Genomic DNA, 20124 nt, shown 5'->3' with positions numbered 1-20124 from the left:
ATAATTGCAGATGCATATGTTTTCGTCTAGTAGGATATTAAGGGCCGAGACGAGCCTTGATCATGTCAGACAAGAGGGAACAGAGACCATGGATACCCAGAAACTCCTCGGCGAAGTTGCCGGCCAGCTTCTTTCCGGCGCCATTAAGGTGGTCGACCTGACGGCGCCGCTCGGGCCCGACACACCGCTGATCAAGCTGCCGCCGGAGCTTGCCGTCGACACGCCGAAGGTCGAGATCCACTCGATCTCTCGCTATGACAAGAACGGTCCATGGTGGGCGTGGAACTGGCTGAAGCTCGGCGAGCATTCTGGCACGCATTTCGACGCGCCACAGCATTGGATCAGCGGCAAGGATTATCCGGACGGCGCCACCGATACCATTCCGGCGCAGAATTTCATCGGGCCGGTCAATGTCATCGACTGTTCGAAAGAGGCCGCCGCCGATCACGATTTCCTGCTCACCGTCGACCACATCAAGGCCTGGGAGGCCAAGCATGGCGCGATCAATGCCGGCGAGTGGGTGGTGATGCGCACCGACTGGTACAAGCGCAACGGCTCGGAAGCCGAGTTCCTCAACGCCAACGAGACCGGCCCGCACACGCCCGGCCCGACGGCGGAAGCAATCCAGTTCCTGATCGGCAAGGACATCAAGGGCTGGGGCTCGGAGACGATCGGCACCGATGCCGGCAAGGCCGGCGGCATGGAGCCGCCATTCCCGGCCCACACGCTAATGCACAAGGCCAACCGCTACGGCCTGGCCAGCCTCTGCAATCTCGACCAGCTGCCGCCGAAAGGCGCCATCCTGATCGCGGCGCCGCTCAAGATCGAGCACGGCACCGGCAGCCCGATCCGCGCGCTGGCGCTGGTGGCGGGGAGATAGAGCGAGGCGGTCTTCGGGAGAAGATCATGGCTGCGAATGGTACCGCGATGACGAAGTGGGCGCGGCAACCTTGTGAGGTTGCCGCTCTACGTCAAGGCACGCTACCGCGCGCAATTGAACATCATCCACCAAAGCGGGGGAGCACCCCTCGATGACCGCCCCCGATCACATCATCGTCGGCAGCGGCATCAACGCGCTGGTCTGCGCCGCAATGCTCGGCGACAAGGGCGCCAAGGTGCTCGTGTTGGAGCGCAACGACCGTATCGGCGGTTGCATGCGCACCGAGGAGATCACCGCGCCGGGCTTTGTCCACGACGTGATGGCGACGACCTTCGTGCTGTTCATCACCTCGCCGGCCTTTGCAGCATTGGGCGGCGACCTCGCCCGGCACGGGCTGGAATTCTGCCACACCAGCACGCCGACCGGCGTGCTCATGCCCGACGGCAGCCATGCCGTGCTCACCACTGACCGCGCCGCCAATGTCGCTGCCCTCAACGCGATCGCGGCCGGCGACGGTGACCGGCATGCGGAAGATGTCGGCGGCATCGAGCGCAATGCCGGCCTGCTGTTCGGTCTGCTCGGCGGCGCGCTTTGGTCATACCCGACGGCGAAGCTGCTGGCCGGCAATACCTGGCGGCGTGGTCCGCGTGGCCTAGCCGCCTTTCTTGGCGAAGCGCTGGTGCCGGCGCGCGGCTGGCTGGAGAGCAGCTATCGGTCCGAGACCGTCAGGGCGCTCTGGGCGCCCTGGGTGCTGCATGCCGGGCTTGGCCCGGAAGATGCGTTTTCCGGCCAGATCGCCAAGGTGATCGCCTTCGCGCTGGAGGCTGCCGGTGCGCCGATCGTCAAGGGCGGGGCGAAGAACCTGCTTGCCGCCTTCGAAGCGCTGATCAGGGAACGCGGCGGCGACATCCGCACCGGCGCCGACGTCGCTTCGGTCGTCCAGGCGGGTGGCCGCGCAGCCGGTGTGCGGCTGGCGTCGGGCGAAACGATCACGGCGAACAAGAGCGTCATCTGCTCGGTCACGCCGACGCAGCTTTACGGCCGTCTGCTCGGCAAGGACGCTTCGAAGGACGACTTCGAAGCGACGCGGAAATACCGCTATGGCAAGGGCAATTTCCAGATCCATTACGCGCTGACCAAGCCGCCGTCCTGGCGCGGCGAGGGCCTCGACAAGGTGGCGCTGCTGCATCTGACGCCCGGACTGGATGGCGTTTCGAAAGCCTGCAACGAGGCGGCGCGCGGCATGCTGCCGGAGGTGCCGACCATCTGCGTCGGCCAGCCGCACGCGCTCGACCCATCACGCTGTCCGGAAGGCCAGGCGATCCTGTGGCTGCAACTCCCCGAGGCGCCCCGCTACATCAAGGGCGACGCCGCCGGCAAGCTCGATGCGCCTGCCGACGGACTATGGACCGAGGCGCTGCGCGAGGCCTATGCCGATCGCGCTGAAGCGATACTCGCCGGCCATATCGACGGCTTCAAGGACAGCGTGATCGCGCGCCGCGCCTATTCGCCGGCCGATCTCGAGGCGATGAACATCAACCTGGTCGGCGGCGACCCTTACGGCGGCTCCTCTGTTGTCGACCAGTCGTTCCTGTGGCGGCCGTTCAAGACCAGCCGCAACCATCAGACCGGCGTCAAGGGCCTCTACCATATCGGCGCCTCGACCCATCCCGGTGCGGGCCTCGGCGGTGGCTCCGGCTTCCTGCTGGCAGGGAGGCTGTGATGGAACAGAAGGTCGTCGAAAAACGCCAGCGCATTTCCACCCTCGGCCAGATCGGCCTGCAGCAATTCGCGCCCTATCTGATGAACCGCATCATGGGCCGCTACAACGCCACCTTGCGTGACGACTTCCGCAAGCAGGGCCTGACCATTTCGCAGGTGCGCACGCTGGCGGTGCTGTCGGTCACCGATGGCGTCACCGTCAATGACCTCTCGGTCTATACGGTCATCGAGCAGTCTACCCTGAGCCGCACGCTCGACACGCTGGAGGGCCAGGGCTTCGTGCGGCGCGAGCAAGGCGTCACCGACAGCCGCATCCGCCACGTGTTCCTGACCGACGACGGCCGCGCCGAGTTCACCCGCGCCTGGCCGGCCATGCATGACGCCTTCGAGGCGATGTTCGACGATATCGACGACGCCGAATATGCAGCACTCATCGCAACGCTTTTGAAGATGCTCAAAAACATTCGCAAGCACGACATCTAGGCGCCGCCAGCTGTCGGCGGCAACGGAAGGAGGCAGACATGGCCGAACGGTCTTTTGCCAAGGAAGTCGAAAAACTGAGGCTTGGCGCCGGCGAGGAATTCGCCGGCGAGGGCATCCTCGCCATCACCAAGGCGCTGCTGCAGTGCGGCGTCGGCTATGTCGGCGGCTACCAGGGCGCGCCGATCAGCCATCTGATGGACGTGCTGGCCGACGCGCAGGACATTCTGGGCGAACTCGGCGTGCATTTCGAGGCCAGCGCCTCGGAAGCCACCGCCACCGCCATGCTCGCCGCTTCGGTGCATTACCCGATCCGGGGCGCGGCGACGTTCAAGTCGACCGTCGGCACCAATGTGGCTTCAGACGCGCTGGCCAACCTCGCGTCCGGCGGCGTCACCGGCGGAGCGCTGATCATCGTCGGCGAGGATTATGGCGAGGGCTCCTCGATCATGCAGGAGCGCAGCCATGCCTTCGCCATGAAGAGCCAGGTCTGGCTGCTCGATCCGCGTCCCAACCTGCCGTCCATCGTCAAGGCGGTGGAGGATGGCTTCGAACTGTCGGAAATCTCCAACACACCGGTCATGCTGCAGGTGCGCATCCGCTGCTGCCACGTGCATGGCCATTTCATCGCCAAGGACAACAAGCGTCCGCCGATGACGGTCGCCGATGCGCTCGAAGCACCGCGCCGCGACACCGGCCGTATCGTGCTGCCGCCCGCCTCCTTCCTGCACGAAAAGGAGAAAGTGCAAAAGCGCTGGCCGGCGGCGGTGGATTTCATCGCCAGGAACAAGATCAACGAGTTCTTCGGCTCGGACCATGGCTCCGTCGGCATCGTCATGCAGGGCGGCATGTACAATTCAGTCATTCGTGCGCTGCAGCGGCTCGGCCTTGCCGACACCTATGGCGAGACCGACGTGCCGCTCTATGTGCTCAACGCCGTCTATCCCCTGATCGACGACGAATTCCTCGTCTTCTGCGAAGGCAAGCAGGCGGTGCTCGTCGTCGAGGAGGGCCAGCCCAACTACATCGAACAGGCCTTTGCCGCGATGCTGCACAAGGCCGGGCGCGGCACCAGGCTGGTCGGCAAGGAGCACCTGCCGATGGCTGGGGAATATACCGGCCAGGTCATGCTCGACGGTATCGGCGCCTTCCTGCGCGCCGAGGCCCCGCATCTGCTGCCGGGCGAAGTGCGCGCACCCAACAAGGTCGGCGACGGCGTCGACACGGCGGACCTGATCAATGTCGTTCCAGGACGACCGCCCGGTTTCTGCATTGGCTGCCCGGAGCGGCCGATCTTCGCCGCGACCAAGCTGGTCGAGCAGGAACTCGGCAAGCACCACATCGCTTCTGACATCGGCTGCCATCTGTTCTCGATCATGCCGCCCTTCGAACTCGGCGCCACCACCATGGGCTACGGACTCGGACCAGCCTCGGCCTCGGCGTTCAACTCGCCCGATGCCAAGCGCCGCTCGATCTCCTTCGTCGGCGACGGCGGCTTCTGGCACAACGGCCTGACCTCATCGATAGGCAATGCGGTGTTCAACAAGAATGATGGCGTCATCGTCATCGTCGATAATTTTTACTCGGCCGCCACTGGCGGGCAGGACATCCTGTCGTCGCGCGCGGGCAACAAGACCAAGTCGACCAAGCATCCGATCACCGAGGCGGTGAAAGGCATGGGCGTAAAATGGCTGCGCCATGTCGACCGCACCTACGATGTCGGCAAGATGCAGGACACGCTGCGCGAGGCGCTGACGACGGACGAGAAGGGGCCAAAAGTCATCGTTGCTTCGTCGGAATGCATGCTCAATCGCCAGCGCCGCGAAAAGCCGCTGGTCGACAAGGCGATCAAAGGCGGCGAGCGTGTCGTCAAGCCGAAATTTGGCGTCGACGAGGACATCTGCACCGGCGACCATGCTTGCATGCGGCTCTCCGGCTGCCCATCGCTGTCGGTCAAGTCGCTCGACGATCCGTTGCGCGACGATCCGGTCGCGTCGATCGACCAGAACTGCGTCGGCTGCGGCAATTGCGGCGAGGTCGCCGATGCCGCGGTGCTGTGCCCGTCCTTCTACCGCGCCGACGTCGTGCACAATCCAAGCCGCTGGGACCGCTTCCTGGAGACGGCGCGCCGCGCGACGATCGGCTTTCTGCAGAGGCGGCGCGAAGGCCGGCGCCTGATATTCGCCGATGCTTGATCCTGTTCCTTCCTCGCGCCCCCGGTCCGGTGCTGCCGATGAGCCGGTGATCAAGCTCGCCGTTCTGGCCGTCGGCGGCCAGGGCGGCGGCGTGCTCGCCGACTGGATCACCGACGTCGCCGAGCGCAATGGCTTTGTCGCGCAATCGACCTCGGTCGCCGGCGTCGCGCAGCGCACCGGCGCCACCATCTACTATATCGAAATGGCCCGCGACACCGGCCGCCTGCCGGTCTTCGCGCTGTCGCCCTCGCAGGGCGATGTCGATATCCTGATCGCTGCCGAATTGATGGAAGCCGGCCGAGCCATCATCAGGGGCTTCGTCACCCCCAACCGCACGACGCTGATCGCTTCCTCGCACCGCATCGCCGCCGTGTCGGAAAAGATCGAACCGGGTGATGGCCGCGCTTCGTCGTCCAAAGTCCACGCCACGGCCGAGGCCGCATCGAAGCGCTTCATCGCTTTCGACATGGAAAAGATCGCCGCCGACAACGGCTCGATGATCTCGGCCAGCCTGCTTGGCGCGCTGGCCGGCTCCGACGCGCTGCCGTTTACCCGTGAAAGCTACGAGCAGGCGATTGGCACCGGCGGCCGTGGCGTCAAGGCCAGCCTCGCCGCTTTCGCGGCCGCGTATGATCGTGCGCGCGGCACGGCGGCGCCGACGGCGAACCTGGCGGAGCCGGCGATTGTCGAATCTGCCTTGGGTGCGGGACATGTGAGTGGGCCGCGAAACCTGCTGCAGGGATGGCAGGCGCTTGCCGCTCGCATCGACCTGCTGCCGGTGGCGGTGCGCGACATGGCGCTCAGGGGCCTGAGAAAGGTCGTCGACTATCAGGACATCGCCTATGGGCGCGAATATCTCGACCGGCTGGACAAGGCCGTCGTGATTGACAGCGTGGATCCAACCCATGCGCTGTCAATCGCGGCCGCCAAGCATCTGGCCAACGCCATGTGTTATGACGACATGATCCGCGTCGCCGATTTGAAGACGCGCTCGACCCGCGCCAGGCGGGTGCGCAAGGAGGTTGGCGTCAAGGACGGTTCGGTCCTGCAAGTGACCGAGTACTTCCATCCGCGCATCGAGGAGTTCTGCGGCACGCTGCCGGCGAGGCTGGGCAGCTACATCGAGGACCGGCCGAAATTGGCAGCCTTCCTCGACCGCCGCATCAACCGGGGCCGCCGCATCCGCACCGACAGCTTTGCCGGCTTCGCCGCTTTGTGGTTCATCGGCGGCCTGCGCCGCTGGCGCCGCCGCCTGCTGCGCCACAAGGTCGAGACCGCGCATCTTGACCAATGGTACACGCTCGCGCTTGGTTACGTGCCGGCGGATTACGCGCTTGCCGTCGAAATCCTCAATTGCCGCCGGCTGATCAAGGGCTACAGCGACACGCATGTGCGCGCCCACTCGAAATTCGACCGCGTGCTGTCGGCGCTTGATCTGCTCGAGGGCAGGGACGACGCCGCCGACTGGATCCGCCGCCTGCGCGAGGCGGCGCTGAAGGACGAGAAGGGCGACATGCTCGACGGCGCGCTGAAGACCGTGGCGACCTTGGGTCCGGCAACGGGCAACTGAGCCGGCACGTCCCGACAGACTTCACCGGGGCACCGGCCCCGTTGGTATGCTCGAAGCCTCGGAGGGTCACCCCGTGGCGCCCTCGATCCTGCGAGGGCTGGTTTCGACATTCGGACCACCAACCGGTTGGTGAACGCTGTTCATTTTTCCCCTTGAACGACGTTCAAGGCGTGATAGAGTGCGATTGTGAACGACGTTCATTTCGCAGCGGTCGAAAGCCGCGGATGGGCAACAGCGCAGCAAGGAAGTTTAACCAGCTCAGGACTATCACTGAAACTGAACAGCGCCTGCAACCCGCAGGGCCTATCGGCACACTGTCGAAGGGTTCCGTCAAATGGAAATCGCCATGAACACGCATCTCATGCTTTCGCGGCGCTTCGCGCCACTTTTCTGGACGCAGTTCCTGTCCGCCTTCAACGACAATTTCCTCAAGAACACGCTGGTGTTCCTGATCCTCTTCACACTTGCCGCCGATCAGGCGGCCTCGCTGGTCACTTTGGCCGGCGCCGTGTTCATGGCTCCATTCCTGCTCCTGTCGGCGCTGGGCGGCGAGATCGCCGATCGCTTCGACAAGGCGCTCATCGCACGCCGGCTGAAATTTGCCGAGATCGGCGCCGCTGCCGTGGCGGTCGTCGGCATCGCGCTGTCCTCCATCCCCGTGCTGATGACCGCGCTGTTGATGTTCGGCATCATCTCGGCGCTGTTCGGGCCGATCAAATACGGCATCCTGCCCGATCACCTCGAACGCAAGGAATTGCCGGGCGCCAACGCCTGGATCGAGTCGGCGACTTTCGCCGCCATCCTCGGCGGCACCATCGCCGGGGGCGTGGTCTCGGCCGATGGCATCGGCGTCTCGGTCTTCGGGCCGATCATGATGATCCTCGCCGTCGGCTGCTGGTTCGTCAGCTGCTACATCCCTTCAACCGGGTCCGCGGCGCCCGACCTCGTCATCGACAGGAATGTCTTTCGCTCGACCTGGCGCCAGGTCAGCGAATTGCGCACGGACTCACGGATCTGGCGCGCCGGCCTGATGACGTCCTGGTTCTGGCTGATCGGCGCCATTGTGCTTTCGATCCTGCCGACGCTGGTCAAGGATCAGCTCGGCGGTGGCGAGATCGCGGTCACCGCCTATCTCGCGGTGTTCGCTATCTCGATCGCCATTGGCTCGGCAATCGCCGCGTGGATGTCGCAGGGACGCATCGTGCTCTTGCCCGCACCGGTCGGCACGGCGCTGCTGGCGCTGTTCGGCCTCGAGCTCGCATGGACCATCTGGAGCATGCAGCCTTCGCCCAGATCCGAAACCCTTGGCCTCTTCTTCGCCGGGCCAAACACGATCCGTGTTGCGATCGACCTCGCCGGCATGGCCATTTCCAGCGCCTTCCTTGTAGTGCCGACCTTTGCCGCCGTGCAGGCCTGGTCGCCGGAGGCGCGCCGCGCCCGGGTCGTCGCCGCGGTCAGTATCGTCAACGCCGGCTTCATGACCGTCGGCGGCTTGCTCGTCGCCATCATCCAGGCAGCCGGCGTCTCGACGGGAGGCATCCTGTTCGGCCTCGCCCTGGCCAATGCCGTCGCCGCCTGGCTGATGCTGAAATACCTGCCGACCAATGCCTTCCGCGATTTTGTCTCCATTCTTTTCCGCGCCTTCCATCGGCTGGAAGTCGAAGGCCTGGACAATCTCAAGGCCGCGGGCCCGGCACCCATCCTAGCACTGAACCATGTCAGCTTCCTCGATGGACCGCTGGCTCTGACGCTGACCAATGAGGAGCCGGTCTTCGCCATCGACTACACCATTGCGCAGGCCTGGTGGATGAAGCCGTTTTTAAAGCTGACCCGCGCGCTGCCGCTCAATCCGTCCAAGCCGATGTCGACACGCACGCTGATCAAGATCGTGCAGAACGGCGACCCGCTGGTCATCTTCCCCGAGGGCCGCATCACCGTCACGGGCGGGCTGATGAAGGTCTATGACGGTGCCGCCATGGTGGCCGACAAGACCGGCTCGATGGTGGTGCCGATCCGCATCGAGGGGCTGGAGAAAAGCCCCTTCTCACGGCTGACGGCACAGCACGTGCGCCGCCGCCTGTTCCCGAAGGTCAAGGTGACCATACTGCCGCCGGTCAGGCTCAAGGTCGACGACGAGCTGAAGGGACGCAAGCGGCGCGCCGCCGCCGGCGCCGCGCTCTACCAGGTGATGTCCGACCTCGTCTTCCGCACCCAGCATATCGACAAGACCGTGCTCGGAAGGATCATCGAGACGGCGACCGAGCGCGGCATGAAGCAACTTGCCGTGCAGGATCCGGTCGCCGGTTCGCTGAGCTACGGCAAGCTGCTCACGGCTGTCGCCGTGCTCGGCGAGAAGTTCGAAATGCTCTATGCCGGACAGGACACGCTCGGCATCATGCTGCCCAACGCCAATGGCGCCTGTGCAGCGCTGCTCGGCGTCATCTCCGCCGGCAAGGTCCCCGCGATGATCAACTTCACCGCCGGTGCCGCCAACATCCTGTCCGCTTGCAAGGCGGCGCAGGTAACCACCATTCTGACCTCGCGGGCCTTTGTCGAGCAGGCCAAGCTTGGCGCGATCGTCGAGGAGATCGGCCGCTCGCTCGACATCGTCTGGCTCGATGATTTGCGCGCGACCATCGGCCTCAAGGACAAGCTGCTCGGCCTGCTGCGCAAGAGTACGCCCAGGGTTGCCCGCAAGGCCACCGACCCGGCCGTGATCCTGTTCACCTCGGGCTCCGAAGGGACGCCGAAGGGCGTCGTGCTCACCCACCGCAACATCCTGGCCAACGCCGCGCAAGCCGCCTCGCGCATCGATTTCCATTCGGGCGACAAGGTGTTCAACGTTCTGCCGATCTTCCATTCCTTCGGCCTGACGGCGGGCACGGTGCTGCCCTTGGTGTCCGGCGTTCCGGTCTATTTCTACCCGTCGCCGCTGCACTACCGCATCGTGCCGGAACTGGTCTATGCCTCGAATGCGACGATCATCTTCGGCACAGATACCTTCCTCAGCGGCTATGCGCGTACAGCGCATCCCTATGATTTCCGCTCGGTGCGCTATTGCTTTTCCGGTGCGGAGCCGGTCAAGGCCTCGACCCGCGAAACCTACATGGAGAAGTTCGGCCTGCGCATTCTCGAAGGCTACGGCGTTACCGAGACGGCGCCGGTGATCTCCATCAACACGCCGATGTACAACAAATCGGGCACGGTCGGAAAAATCATGCCCGGCATGGAATATCGTCTGGAACCGGTGATCGGCGTCGAGGGCGGTGGACGGCTGTTTGTGCGCGGCCCCAACGTCATGGCGGGCTATCTCAGGGCCGAAAAGCCGGGTGTGCTCGAACCGCTGCAAGATGGATGGCACGACACCGGCGACATCGTCAGCATCGACGATGCCGGTTTCGTCAGCATTCGCGGCCGTGCCAAGCGTTTCGCCAAGATCGGCGGCGAGATGATTTCGCTGGCTGCGGTGGAAGCTCTGGCGGGCGAGCTGTGGAAAGGTTCGCTCTCGGCGGTCGCGACCGTACCGGACCCGCGCAAGGGTGAAAAACTCGTTCTCATCACCGAGGCCGAGAAAGCGACGCGCGCCGAGTTTCTGGCGTTCGCCAAGGCAAACGGCGCCATGGACCTGATGGTGCCGGCTGAAGTGCGCGTCGTGGCGCATGTGCCGGTGCTTGGCTCGGGCAAGATCGACTTCGTCGGCGTAACCAGGCTGGTACGCGGCGAAGCCTTGCAGGCAGCCAAGGTCGAGGCCGCCTGATCGCCGGCGACAGCGAGACGGCGCCACGGTAGGAGACGCGGCGCCGCCAGCCTTCAGGCGATCAGGTTCGTCATCGGCTTCACCGCACCTGAGTCCGGAAACACTTTCTCGCCGAGCACCGAGGCCGAAAGTCCGAACTGGTCGGCGAGCAGGCCTTTCAGCACCGCCCTCACGTCGCTGGTCGGCGCAAGGTCGCGCTGCTGGTAAAGTTGCGCGGGCTTCAGCCCCGGCCAGTCGGCGATGACGCGGCCGCCCTTGATGGCGCCTCCGGCGAGCAGCACCACGGTGCCGGTGCCGTGGTCGGTGCCGACCGTGCCGTTGACCCGCGCGGTGCGGCCGAATTCGGTGATGGTGACGATTGCCGTATCCTTCCAGCGCTCGCCGAGACCTTTTTTGAATTCCTCGAAGGCACCGTCGAGGCCGCCGAGCAGGCTGGCGAGGCGGCCGGTCGCGCCGCCTTCGTTGACATGCGTGTCCCAGCCATCGAAGGCGAGTGCCGCGACACGCGGCCCGTCATCGGCGGCGATCAGCCTGGCGGCGCCTTGCGCGGCCTGCCGCATGCCGGCGGCGCTGTCGAGGCCGCCTTTCGGCTTCATCGTCTTGGCGCCCATCTGGTCGTCAAGCGCCATGCGATCGGCGTCGAGACCTTTTTGCAGCGCGACGGCCAGAACCGGATCGCGATGCTGGTAGAGATCGAGAACGCGCGCCGCGAGGTCGCCGGCCGGCGCCGGCAGCGATTGCGGCGCCCAGCCGAGCACGGGAGCCGCGCCACGGATCACCAGCGGCGTCGACGGTCCGACGGCCAGGCCGCCGAGCGTCGCCACGCGGTCGCCCGCCGGCAGGTTCTCCAGCGCCCGATTGAGCCAGCCGGTGGCGACATGGCCGGGACCGGCAAAGCCGCTTTCCAGCACATCCTGGCCATCGAAATGCGAGCGCTCGCGATAGCCGGTCGCGGCGGCGTGCACGACAGCCGCCTGCTTGTTCTTGAACAGCCGCGCAAACACCGGCATCGCCGGATTGACCGCGAAGAAAGCATCGAGCGGCAGTGCCGCGTGCGGGCCGGTGAGCGACAGGGCGATGTCGCCATGCAGGCCGGCATAGTCGGGATCGCCGACCGGACCGACGGTCGACAGGCCGTCCAGCGCACCGCGCAGCACGATGACGATCAGGCGCGGGTCGCGGTTGTCGGCGGCACGGGCGAAGCGCGGCAGATAGGACCAGGCAAACAGCGCGCCGCCGGTCGTCAGCACGGCGCGGCGGGAAGGGTGAGGGGTTTCGCACAGCAGGCTCATGACTTCGTCTCCATGGGAGTTGTCGACGCCGGACCTATCGTTCGATCTATCGTCGCTGGAATTCGGGCGCCATCAGCAGAAGCGCCAGGCCTTGCTGTTTGGACTCGGCGCGGGCGATCGCTTGGCGTGTTTCGGGCGAGGCGGAGGGACCGATGACCGCGTCGAGCATGCCGTTGGGGTTGCCGATGTCCTTCACTTGCCAGGCGGCCTGCCATGCGATGTCGAGGCGGGTCTTCATGCCTTCCGCCGATGCCCAGCTGTCCGCCTGGTCGGAAAAGCCGTTCGGTCCCGGCGGCCGCCAGAGCGGCTCGCCCAGCGCGTTGAGCCAGTTGAGCGACTGGCCAGGGTCGTTCGTCGGACCAGGGCCGGCCGCTCGGCGGATGGCCGCGATATAGTCGAACGGCGAGCGCATCTTGGCCAATGGCGTCGACCACGCTTCCGGCATGTCGACGAGCGCCGCCGCCAGTGCCCTGAGATTGCCGTCGCTCCTGGTGAACACCTTGGCGAGGCGGGCGACCGCCGCCGACGGCGGGTCGTCGGCTATGAAATGGCGGGCAAGTTGCGTGGCGATGTGTTGCGCGGTCGCCGGATGACGGGCGATGTCATTGAGCGCGGCCTGGGCCTGGCCCATGCCGCCAGCCGGATAGGTCTTGCCGAGCAGCACCGCGTCACCCGGCTCATGCGCATTGGCGTTGAAAACGGAACTGCCGGGTTCGCCCAGCCGTCCTTCCCGTCCGGCCATCATCCAGCCGGTCAGGATGCGCGCGAAGCTGGTCACGTCGGCTTGGCTGTAGCCGCTGCCGACACCGAGCGTGTGCAGTTCCAGGATTTCGCGGGCGAGGTTCTCGTTGAGGCCGCGCTGGCGGTTCTTGCCGGCGCGGGAGTCCGGGCCGATCGACTGCTGGTTGTCGAGATAGAACAGCATGGCCGGATGCCGCTCCACCGCCATGAGCATGTCGGCGAAGCGCCCGAGCACGAAAGGCCGGATGGCCTCCCGTTCGAACGCCCCGGCGCTGGCGCGCACGATGTTGTCCTTGGCGACGGAGACGCAGAAATGGTTCGACCAGAAATAGACCAGGCGCTCGACGAAGCCGGCCTCTGCCTGCATTGCCTTGTCGAAGCGCGCCTGTGCCTCGGCCCGGAACAACATAACCTCGACAGGCGGCACAGCGGCGGGTTTGGCCGCGGCCGCGGCCGGGGCGACGGGCGGCGACATGACCGGTGCGGCGGGTGGAGGCATGACCGAAGCCGCGGCCGACGTGGCCGCTGGCGGCTGCTCCGTCGCCATCCGCTGCCGGTCCCGCTTGCGCTGGAGATTTGCCGCCATGCTGGCCTGGATGGCCGGCGTGCTCCCCTTGAGGTCGGCATAGGCGGGATCGTCGAGCGATATCATGGCGACGTCGGGCCGCCGCAGCTCCGCCTTGAGATAACCGCGAGGGTCGCCGGCCAGTCTTTCGCGATCACCCGGCCGGGCTCCAAGGCCGAAGCGATTGAAGACTATCAAGGCGGAATCTGGCAGGGCGGGATCTGGCAGGGCGGGATCTGGCGTCATGGGCACTTTGGTCGCGACAGCCATGTCAACGCTCCATCGTTGGATCTCACGCGAGGCGCGCGACGCCCGATCGGCTGTTTCCCCAGCGCAAACCGGGGATAGGCGGCCGGGCAGGCGGATGCCGCCCGGCCCTCCCGCGCGCTTACCAGCGGTGCCAGCGGTGCCAGTGGCGGTGCGGATGCCAGCCGTAGTAGGCCGGGCGGTGCCAATAGCGGTAGCGCGGATACACCACGACACGGTTGGGAACGCAGCGCCCCCAGTGATTGGGATGCCATCCAGGCCCGCAACCCCAGGCCACGTGCTCGATCAGCGCCGGGGCGGCCGGCTGCGCCACCATCGGCATGGCGGCGGAGGTCGCGACGGTTCCGGTGAAGGCGAGGACGGCTGCCGCCGCATACTGTGTCAGACGGTTCATGACGTTACTCCGAATGTTCTCCGAGAATGAAAACCTGTGCGTACCGATTGGTCCGGCAGGCTGCCCTTCCTCTGGTTAAACGGCCTTGCGGTCGTTTTCCGTCGGCGGTCACGGCGATTTTTTTGGCTCTGCCGTCGGTGGCGGCCCGGCCCGCCTGGCCAGCCCGTCCGCGAGCACGGCGCGATCCGCGGCCGAACCCGCCGTCGCGAACTCGACGATGCGCTGCTCAAGCCGTGTGCGCACGGTGATATCGGCATTGCGCGCCCTTTCCAGCGCGGCCGACAGGGCCGTCGTGTCGAGGACCGGCTGGCGCAGCAGGTCGGCTGCCTCGCGCCTGGCCTGCTGGCCATCGAGGATGACCTGGCGGGATTCGCGCCGCACGTCGCGCAGCGCCTTTCGAAACAGCACGCGTTCCTGGTGGGGAAGCCGGCTCCCGGCGGCTTCCAGCGAATAACCCTGGCCGGGCTTGCCGCTTCTTATCCAGACGGCTCCGCCCGCAAGCGCGCCGGCCAGGAAGACATTCAGCGCCACGGATGCGATCACGAGGTTGCGGCGCGTGCTCATAGGTCCTCCTCGATCGTCTCGCCATCGGACCCGGCATCGCCGAACGCCGTCGCATTGGCATCGAGCACATAGCGGTCGGGCTGAAACTCTGGCGTGACGACGCTCACCAGGGCCAATCCGGCGATGGCGCCGGCCATGCCGATGCCGGCGAGTCCAAGACCCAGCCACCAGGCCCGTCGGCGCCGGCGCTGGACGAGCAGCCGGTCGGCCATTCGCAGGATGCCGCCGTGCAGTGCCGCGCCAGGCGCCATGACGTCATAGCTGTCGAGCAAGGCGTCGAGTTTGCCTGCCTGCCCCAATATGGCCGCGCCCATCTCGGTCCTTGCGAACGTCGCGCCGGTCGTGCGGTTGGCCTGCGGCCACCGCCGCAAGTCGCCGCCATAGGCCGCCGCCAGAGCCGCAAAGCGCTCGGCATCCATTGCCGGTTCGTTCCTGGACCCATCAGACATCGGTCTGTCCTTTGATCGCGGCTTTCTCATTCATCGACACTATCCTTGGCCAGGATCACCTGCAGCGCCCGCCGGCCGCGCGAAAGCAGGCTTTCCAGGGCATCGACGCTGATCTCCAGGATCGCGGCCGCCTCTATGTTGGACATCTCCTGATAGTAGACCAGGAGGATCGCCTCGCGCTGGCGCGGCGCGATTGCCTGCAAGGCCTGCTCGACCCGATGCGCCTCCTTGCCGGGATGGGCATCGGGAAGCGGGGCGGGATCGACAATGTCCGGCAGCTCGTCGGTCACCAGCTCGCGGCGCCGGCGCAGCCGGTCGTAACAAAGGTTTAGCGTCACCCGGTGGATCCAGCTGTCGAAGCGTGCGTTGCCGCGCCGCCAGCCCGATGCGTGACGCCAGATGCGCATAAAGGTTTCCTGCGCGACGTCCTCGGCCTCCGCCGCATCGCCGAGCATGCGCGCGGCCAGCGAAAGGATGCGCGGCAGCTTGCGCGCGACGAGCGTCCGCACCGCCGCGGGGTCGCCGGTGCCGACCCGGCGAACCAGCTCCTCGTCCGGGTCGGGGCTCATGGGTTGGCGCACACCCAATGTCCATCATGCGTCATAGCCTCTTGGTCATTGCTCCGGCTTGGGAGCGGATTTGTGGCCCGGCATCTCGTCGCCCGTCAGAATGCCGTCGCCATTCTTGTCCAGCCTGGCAAAGCGCTTGGCGAAGAACGCATCGAGCTCGGCCCGGTCGATGAAGCCGTCATGGTTGGAATCAATGCGCGCGAAGGATTTGGCGGGATCGCCCTTGACGTTGCGCTTGGCCTGAAAGGCCTCCCATTCCAGCAGGCTGATCTTGCCGTCGCCGTCCGTGTCGGCGGCCATGATCGCCTTCTCTCGCCGTTTCTGGAACTTGGCCAGCGTGATGTCGGACTTGGCGGCCGACGAAGTCGCGGCGGGCGGTGTGGCGGCCGGTGGCTGTGTCCCTGTCTGGGCCAGAGCCGCGGTGGTCAGCAGGCTCAGGGCAGCGGCAAGGATCGGACGGCGTATCATGCTTCACGTCTCCGGTTGGCGCATTGCCATGGCCCGATGCCATGGTCATGCTTCAACCGTTAAACGTCGTGATCGCAGAAATCCGTCGGTCGCCATGCCTATCACGCCGCTTGCCGGCGATGATGGACCTTGGCGGCCCAGGGTACGGCAGAACACCTCGTCCGGCGCATCTGAATTGCGCCGGGCCGGCTCGTTGGCGAAGGCGGGAATTACGTCGATTGGTCGGCGGCTATCAACTGATCCGATTTGAAGCCGGCATGCTGGGGGGTCCACACGTCGCCGTCTTTGTTGAACCAGTGGCACAGATACATGCCGGAAGCGGCGCCGTCGCTGACCGTCATCTTCGGGCCTCCCGACCTCAGCTTGACGACGTCTCCGGTCTTGAAAGTGTTGGGCATTTGGACCTCCCATGCTGACACCCGACATTTCATACCAAAACGGGGGTCCCGACAATGGCATATGGGTCTTCTGGGCTACTGTCTTATGCGGCAACGCGGAGACATCGCTGACGCGCCATCGGGGCGAACCGGGCAACCCCCCAACAGGTCAGTCCACCTCGATCACACGCCTGGCCGGCTTCCCAGTCGGCTCCCGTCGGCGCGCAGGCGGGGCCTTGTCCGCCAATGCCTCCTGCTGCAGTCTCTGCTCCCTCAGGCGGGTTGTCTTGGCGTCCCTTGCGTGACGCTCGGCATCCAGCACCAGCCTCGCCTCGCGGTCCGCTCTTGCCAGCTTTTCCTTGTCGACACGCCTTGGCAATTCAAAACCTCCTGTCATGGAACTGTCGGCAGGAAATGTGCAACCCAAGTGTCTGTTCCAAAAAAATAGAAATGCGCGGTCCATCATTTGTTATTGAGATTTGAAAATCCCGGATTGCTCGCTTTCGCGAGTTTTCCAAGCCCGGAGCAAGTCGCGACTTGCCTCGCGGGTCTTCGGCCAGATCTGCACCGCTCCCGAGTTGTTGTCGATCGACGGGCAGATCCTTGCATCCATGGCAAACGCAAACGGCCGGGGATTCGGGCCTCTTCCGCGCGTCCAGGCAGCTTCGACCATCGGTTTGAAAAACTGGTGCCGCTTAGGTGACTCGAACACCTGACCCCATCATTACGAATGATGTGCTCTACCAACTGAGCTAAAGCGGCCCGGGAGGCCAAGGCCTCCAAGATGGGCAGGGTGATAGACTCAACCGGCCGCGAATTCAAGATGCGACTTGGCAAATCATGCAAGAGCCGCGCCCCGATCGAAACCGGCGTTCTGGCGTCCCTGCATGCCCGGAATCGCCGACATGTTCCGATTTTGTTTGCCGGAACATCGTGAAAATAGACTTTGGACGGTCTGTCGAGGCAGAATGCGGCTGCCCGCCCGTTGATTGATTGGTCGCCTGCGGCTAACCATCATGAAAGCTTGGGACAATTTGCAGAGGGATCTCGCTTGGACGCGATCGAAAAAGCGATCCGGAACGCCCTGGAAAAGGGCAATGCCGAGGACCGTGCGTTCCGCGAGAGGGTCTATCGTTCGGCCTTCGCCGCGCTCGACCGCGCGCTCCAGGCCAATCCCGGCGTGACCGTGGAAGTCGCCATCAAGCGCCGCAAGGCAATCCAGGCAAAAATCACCGAAATCGAATCCGAGTACCTGCCGGCGGTGCCCGGTGTTGCCCCGCAGATCGACGCGCCGGCGGTCGAGGCCGCGGCCGGCGCGGCGCCCGCGGTCGAGGCGGGCCCAAGGGCGTCATCGCCCGCTGTGACCGTCGACGGTCCCGGGCAGCCCGCTTCCGACGCACCGCGTTCGCGCGTGCTGCCGGTGGTTCCCGACATCATGCCGGATGCGACCCTGCCCGGTGCGCCAGCCATCGACATGTCGGTTCCAGCCTCTTCCGGTGCCGCCACGGAAGTCGCGCCCGATCGCGATGAGCGGCGCATTCGAGGCCGGCGGCTGCCGCTGACCGCCATTTTCTTCACGGTGACGCTGCTCGCGGCGATTGGCATCGGACTGTACTTTGCCATGCAAACCGGTGTGTTCAAGACCGCCGCGCAGCTCAATACCGCGCCGCCGGAAGCGCCGCCGACCGTCGAGGACGACGATTTCACCCCGGCCGATGGCGCCAACGCGCCGGCAAAGCCCGGTGCCGCGGACCTGTCGCGCGACTGGATCAATGTGTTTTTACCGTCCGACCCGACGCATGTCGCCGCTCCGTCCGACGCCAAGGCCGAGGTGATGAAGGACGACAGCGGGCCGTTCCTGCGCATCCAGTCCGGCGCCTCCGGCTCGGCGATCGCCTTCGATGTCGGACAGGGCGTGCTGGAAAAACTCGCCGGCAAGCACGCCGTGTTCGACATCATCGCCCGGGCCGAGGACGGCAAGGACACGCAGATATCCGTCGACTGCAATTTTGGCGAACTCGGCGATTGCGGCCGCAAGCGTTACGCGGTCGGCCAGCAGAAGAACGAATATCTGTTCGACGTGAAGTTTCCCGACAAGCATCCGGGCTCGGCCGGAACCATCGCCATCAATTCCGATTTCGACAAGCAGGGCAAGGCGGTCGACGTCTACGAGATCCGTGTCTCGGTCGAACCCTGAACTGAATTCGTTGCGACTGACACATTGACGGTCCCTAGCGGTCGAGCAGCGCCTGCAGGGTTTCTATGCGATCGGCCTCGTTGGCCGGCTTGTCCCAGCGCAATCGTGAAATCCTGGGGAAACGCATGGCCACACCCGATTTGTGCCGGGTCGAACGATTGAGTCCCTCGAAGGCGACTTCCAGCACCAGGCCATTGTCGCGGTCGGCGCGCACCGAGCGCACCGGTCCAAAACGCTCGACGGTGTTGTCACGGACATATTTGTCGATCTGCTTCAGCTCTTCATCGGTGAATCCGAAATAGGCCTTGCCGACCGGCACGAGTTCCTCCTCGCCCTCGGCTCCGGACCAGACGCCGAACGTGTAGTCGGAATAGAAGCTCGAGCGCTTGCCGTGGCCCCGCTGGGCATACATCAGCACCGCGTCCACCGTGTGCGGATCGCGCTTCCATTTGAACCATGGACCCTTCGGCCGGCCGGCGACATAGGGCGAATCCCAGCGCTTCAGCATCACGCCTTCGATGATCGGATGCGGCGGCGCGCGGCGCAGGTCCTCGAGCGACTGCCAATCCGTGAACGCGACGAAGGGGGAGAGATCGAAGCGGCTCGGGTCGAGCGTCCCGATGAAGGCTTCGAGCCGGCCGCGTCGCTCGCGGAAGGACAGTCCGCGCAGATCCTCGGCACCGATTTGAAGCACGTCGTAACAGCGCATGAAGGCTGGATATTGCTGCTGCATCTTCGGCGTCACCATCTTGCGGTTCAGCCGCTGCTGCAGGTCCGAGAAGGTTCCCGTCGCTTCTCGCGGATCGCCGACAAGCAATTCGCCATCGAGCGCAGCGGAAAAACGCATGGCGTCGGCGAGGTCTGGAAAGGCCCCTGAGACGTCGTCGCCGGTGCGCGAATAGAGCCGGCGGATGCCGCCTTCGGCTACCGCCTGGACCCGGATCCCGTCCCATTTCCATTCCGCCGCGTAGTCGGCGGGATCGAGCTTTTCGAGGTCGCCGTCACCGACCGGGTTCGACAGCATGACTGGGCGAAACAGCGCCATCGCCGTGTTGCGCGGTTTTTCGGCCTTGCCTTCCAGCCAGGCGAAAAGCGCCGTGTAGGGCGGCGATAGCCCATGCCAGAGTTCCTCGATCTCGGCGACGTCGACCTTGCCGAAATCGGCCAGCGCCTGTTTGGCCAGCCGCGCCGAGACGCCGATGCGCAGGCCGCCGGTGACCATCTTGATGATGGCAAAGCGTGCCGAGATGCCGGCGCTGTCGAGCAGCCCCGTCAGCAATTTCGGTCCATCGGAGCGGCTTGCCGCCTGCAGCTTGGCCACCACCTCGCCAAGCGTCGGCTCGCGGTTGGCGATCCTGCCAGGCGTTTGCGGCCAGACCAGCGACACCGTCTCGGCGAGGTCGCCGACATAATCGTAGGAATAGCCGAACAGCACCGGGTCCATGCGTTCGGTGACCAGCGTGCGCAGCATGGCCGGCTTGACCGCGGCAATCCTGAGATCGCCGGTGATGGCCGCCAGCGCCAGGCCGCGATCGGGATCCTCGACGCAGCGGAAATAGTCGATCAAAAGGGTCAGCTTGCCGTTGCGCGACGGCGTCAGCACCAGGCGGTCGAGAAGCTCGGCGAAGCGGTTCATG

At 65.4% G+C, this 20124-nt stretch carries 17 protein-coding genes and 1 tRNA gene; 7 read left to right on the top strand and 11 right to left on the bottom strand.

Annotated features, from left to right (window positions below; genetic code table 11):
* The first annotated feature begins 88 nt into the window (after positions 1–88).
* The 6 genes from MESAU_RS00475 to MESAU_RS00450 all read left to right on the top strand — a co-directional run bounded on the left by MESAU_RS00475 (position 89) and on the right by MESAU_RS00450 (position 10604).
* A complete protein-coding gene (locus MESAU_RS00475; protein ID WP_015314079.1) occupies positions 89–880 on the top strand; it encodes a cyclase family protein in 792 nt (263 codons plus the stop codon).
* Between the two features lie 151 nt (positions 881–1031).
* A complete protein-coding gene (locus MESAU_RS00470) occupies positions 1032–2603 on the top strand; it encodes a phytoene desaturase family protein (protein WP_015314078.1) in 1572 nt (523 codons plus the stop codon).
* Positions 2603–3085, top strand: a complete 483-nt coding sequence (locus MESAU_RS00465; protein WP_015314077.1) for a MarR family winged helix-turn-helix transcriptional regulator — start codon at positions 2603–2605, stop codon at positions 3083–3085. Before MESAU_RS00470 ends, MESAU_RS00465 begins: the two co-directional genes overlap by 1 nt.
* A 38-nt stretch (positions 3086–3123) precedes the next feature.
* A complete protein-coding gene (locus MESAU_RS00460) occupies positions 3124–5277 on the top strand; it encodes a thiamine pyrophosphate-dependent enzyme (protein ID WP_015314076.1) in 2154 nt (717 codons plus the stop codon).
* The gene (locus MESAU_RS00455) at positions 5270–6847 is read left to right on the top strand and encodes an indolepyruvate oxidoreductase subunit beta family protein (RefSeq protein WP_015314075.1); all 1578 of its coding nucleotides are present in this window, start codon (positions 5270–5272) and stop codon (positions 6845–6847) included. The genes MESAU_RS00460 and MESAU_RS00455 overlap by 8 nt, the downstream gene beginning before the upstream one ends.
* Positions 6848–7193: 346 nt before the next feature.
* Positions 7194–10604 carry an acyl-[ACP]--phospholipid O-acyltransferase gene (locus MESAU_RS00450; protein ID WP_041163574.1) on the top strand — a complete coding sequence of 1137 codons (3411 nt, stop codon included), beginning with the start codon at positions 7194–7196 and terminating at the stop codon, positions 10602–10604.
* Between the two features lie 53 nt (positions 10605–10657).
* Here MESAU_RS00450 and MESAU_RS00445 read toward each other — a convergent pair whose 3' ends face one another.
* From MESAU_RS00445 to MESAU_RS00400, 10 genes are all read right to left on the bottom strand, one after another.
* Positions 10658–11896, bottom strand: a complete 1239-nt coding sequence (locus MESAU_RS00445; RefSeq protein WP_015314073.1) for a DUF1501 domain-containing protein — start codon at positions 11894–11896, stop codon at positions 10658–10660.
* Between the two features lie 46 nt (positions 11897–11942).
* Positions 11943–13472 carry a DUF1800 domain-containing protein gene (locus MESAU_RS00440; protein ID WP_015314072.1) on the bottom strand — a complete coding sequence of 510 codons (1530 nt, stop codon included), beginning with the start codon at positions 13470–13472 and terminating at the stop codon, positions 11943–11945.
* Positions 13473–13590: 118 nt separating this feature from the next.
* Positions 13591–13863, bottom strand: coding sequence for a GCG_CRPN prefix-to-repeats domain-containing protein (locus tag MESAU_RS00435; protein WP_015314071.1), 273 nt, complete (start codon positions 13861–13863; stop codon positions 13591–13593).
* 108 nt (positions 13864–13971) lie between these two features.
* Positions 13972–14427, bottom strand: a complete 456-nt coding sequence (locus tag MESAU_RS00430) for a periplasmic heavy metal sensor (protein ID WP_015314070.1) — start codon at positions 14425–14427, stop codon at positions 13972–13974.
* Positions 14424–14876 (bottom strand): hypothetical protein, encoded by a 453-nt coding sequence (locus MESAU_RS00425; RefSeq protein WP_015314069.1) that lies wholly within the window; start codon positions 14874–14876, stop codon positions 14424–14426. Before MESAU_RS00425 ends, MESAU_RS00430 begins: the two co-directional genes overlap by 4 nt.
* A 26-nt stretch (positions 14877–14902) precedes the next feature.
* Positions 14903–15445, bottom strand: coding sequence for an RNA polymerase sigma factor (locus MESAU_RS00420; RefSeq protein ID WP_015314068.1), 543 nt, complete (start codon positions 15443–15445; stop codon positions 14903–14905).
* 45 nt (positions 15446–15490) lie between these two features.
* Positions 15491–15913 carry an EF-hand domain-containing protein gene (locus tag MESAU_RS00415; RefSeq protein ID WP_015314067.1) on the bottom strand — a complete coding sequence of 141 codons (423 nt, stop codon included), beginning with the start codon at positions 15911–15913 and terminating at the stop codon, positions 15491–15493.
* 209 nt (positions 15914–16122) lie between these two features.
* Positions 16123–16311 carry a YodC family protein gene (locus MESAU_RS00410; protein ID WP_015314066.1) on the bottom strand — a complete coding sequence of 63 codons (189 nt, stop codon included), beginning with the start codon at positions 16309–16311 and terminating at the stop codon, positions 16123–16125.
* Between the two features lie 148 nt (positions 16312–16459).
* Positions 16460–16669 carry a hypothetical protein gene (locus MESAU_RS29560; protein WP_015314065.1) on the bottom strand — a complete coding sequence of 70 codons (210 nt, stop codon included), beginning with the start codon at positions 16667–16669 and terminating at the stop codon, positions 16460–16462.
* 307 nt (positions 16670–16976) lie between these two features.
* Positions 16977–17052: transfer RNA gene (locus MESAU_RS00400), tRNA-Thr, on the bottom strand.
* 289 nt (positions 17053–17341) lie between these two features.
* On the opposite strand from MESAU_RS00400, the gene MESAU_RS00390 reads away from it, so the two are divergent.
* Complete coding sequence (locus MESAU_RS00390) at positions 17342–18487, top strand: hypothetical protein (RefSeq protein WP_015314064.1); 1146 nt, start codon at positions 17342–17344, stop codon at positions 18485–18487.
* 34 nt (positions 18488–18521) lie between these two features.
* Here MESAU_RS00390 and MESAU_RS00385 read toward each other — a convergent pair whose 3' ends face one another.
* Positions 18522–20123 carry a cisplatin damage response ATP-dependent DNA ligase gene (locus tag MESAU_RS00385; RefSeq protein WP_015314063.1) on the bottom strand — a complete coding sequence of 534 codons (1602 nt, stop codon included), beginning with the start codon at positions 20121–20123 and terminating at the stop codon, positions 18522–18524.
* Position 20124: the final 1 nt, after the last annotated feature.

Source organism: Mesorhizobium australicum WSM2073 (assembly GCF_000230995.2).
Lineage (GTDB): Bacteria > Pseudomonadota > Alphaproteobacteria > Rhizobiales > Rhizobiaceae > Mesorhizobium > Mesorhizobium australicum.
Note: the sequence above shows the minus strand (reverse complement) of the source record. Positions and strands in the feature narration are given on the sequence as shown.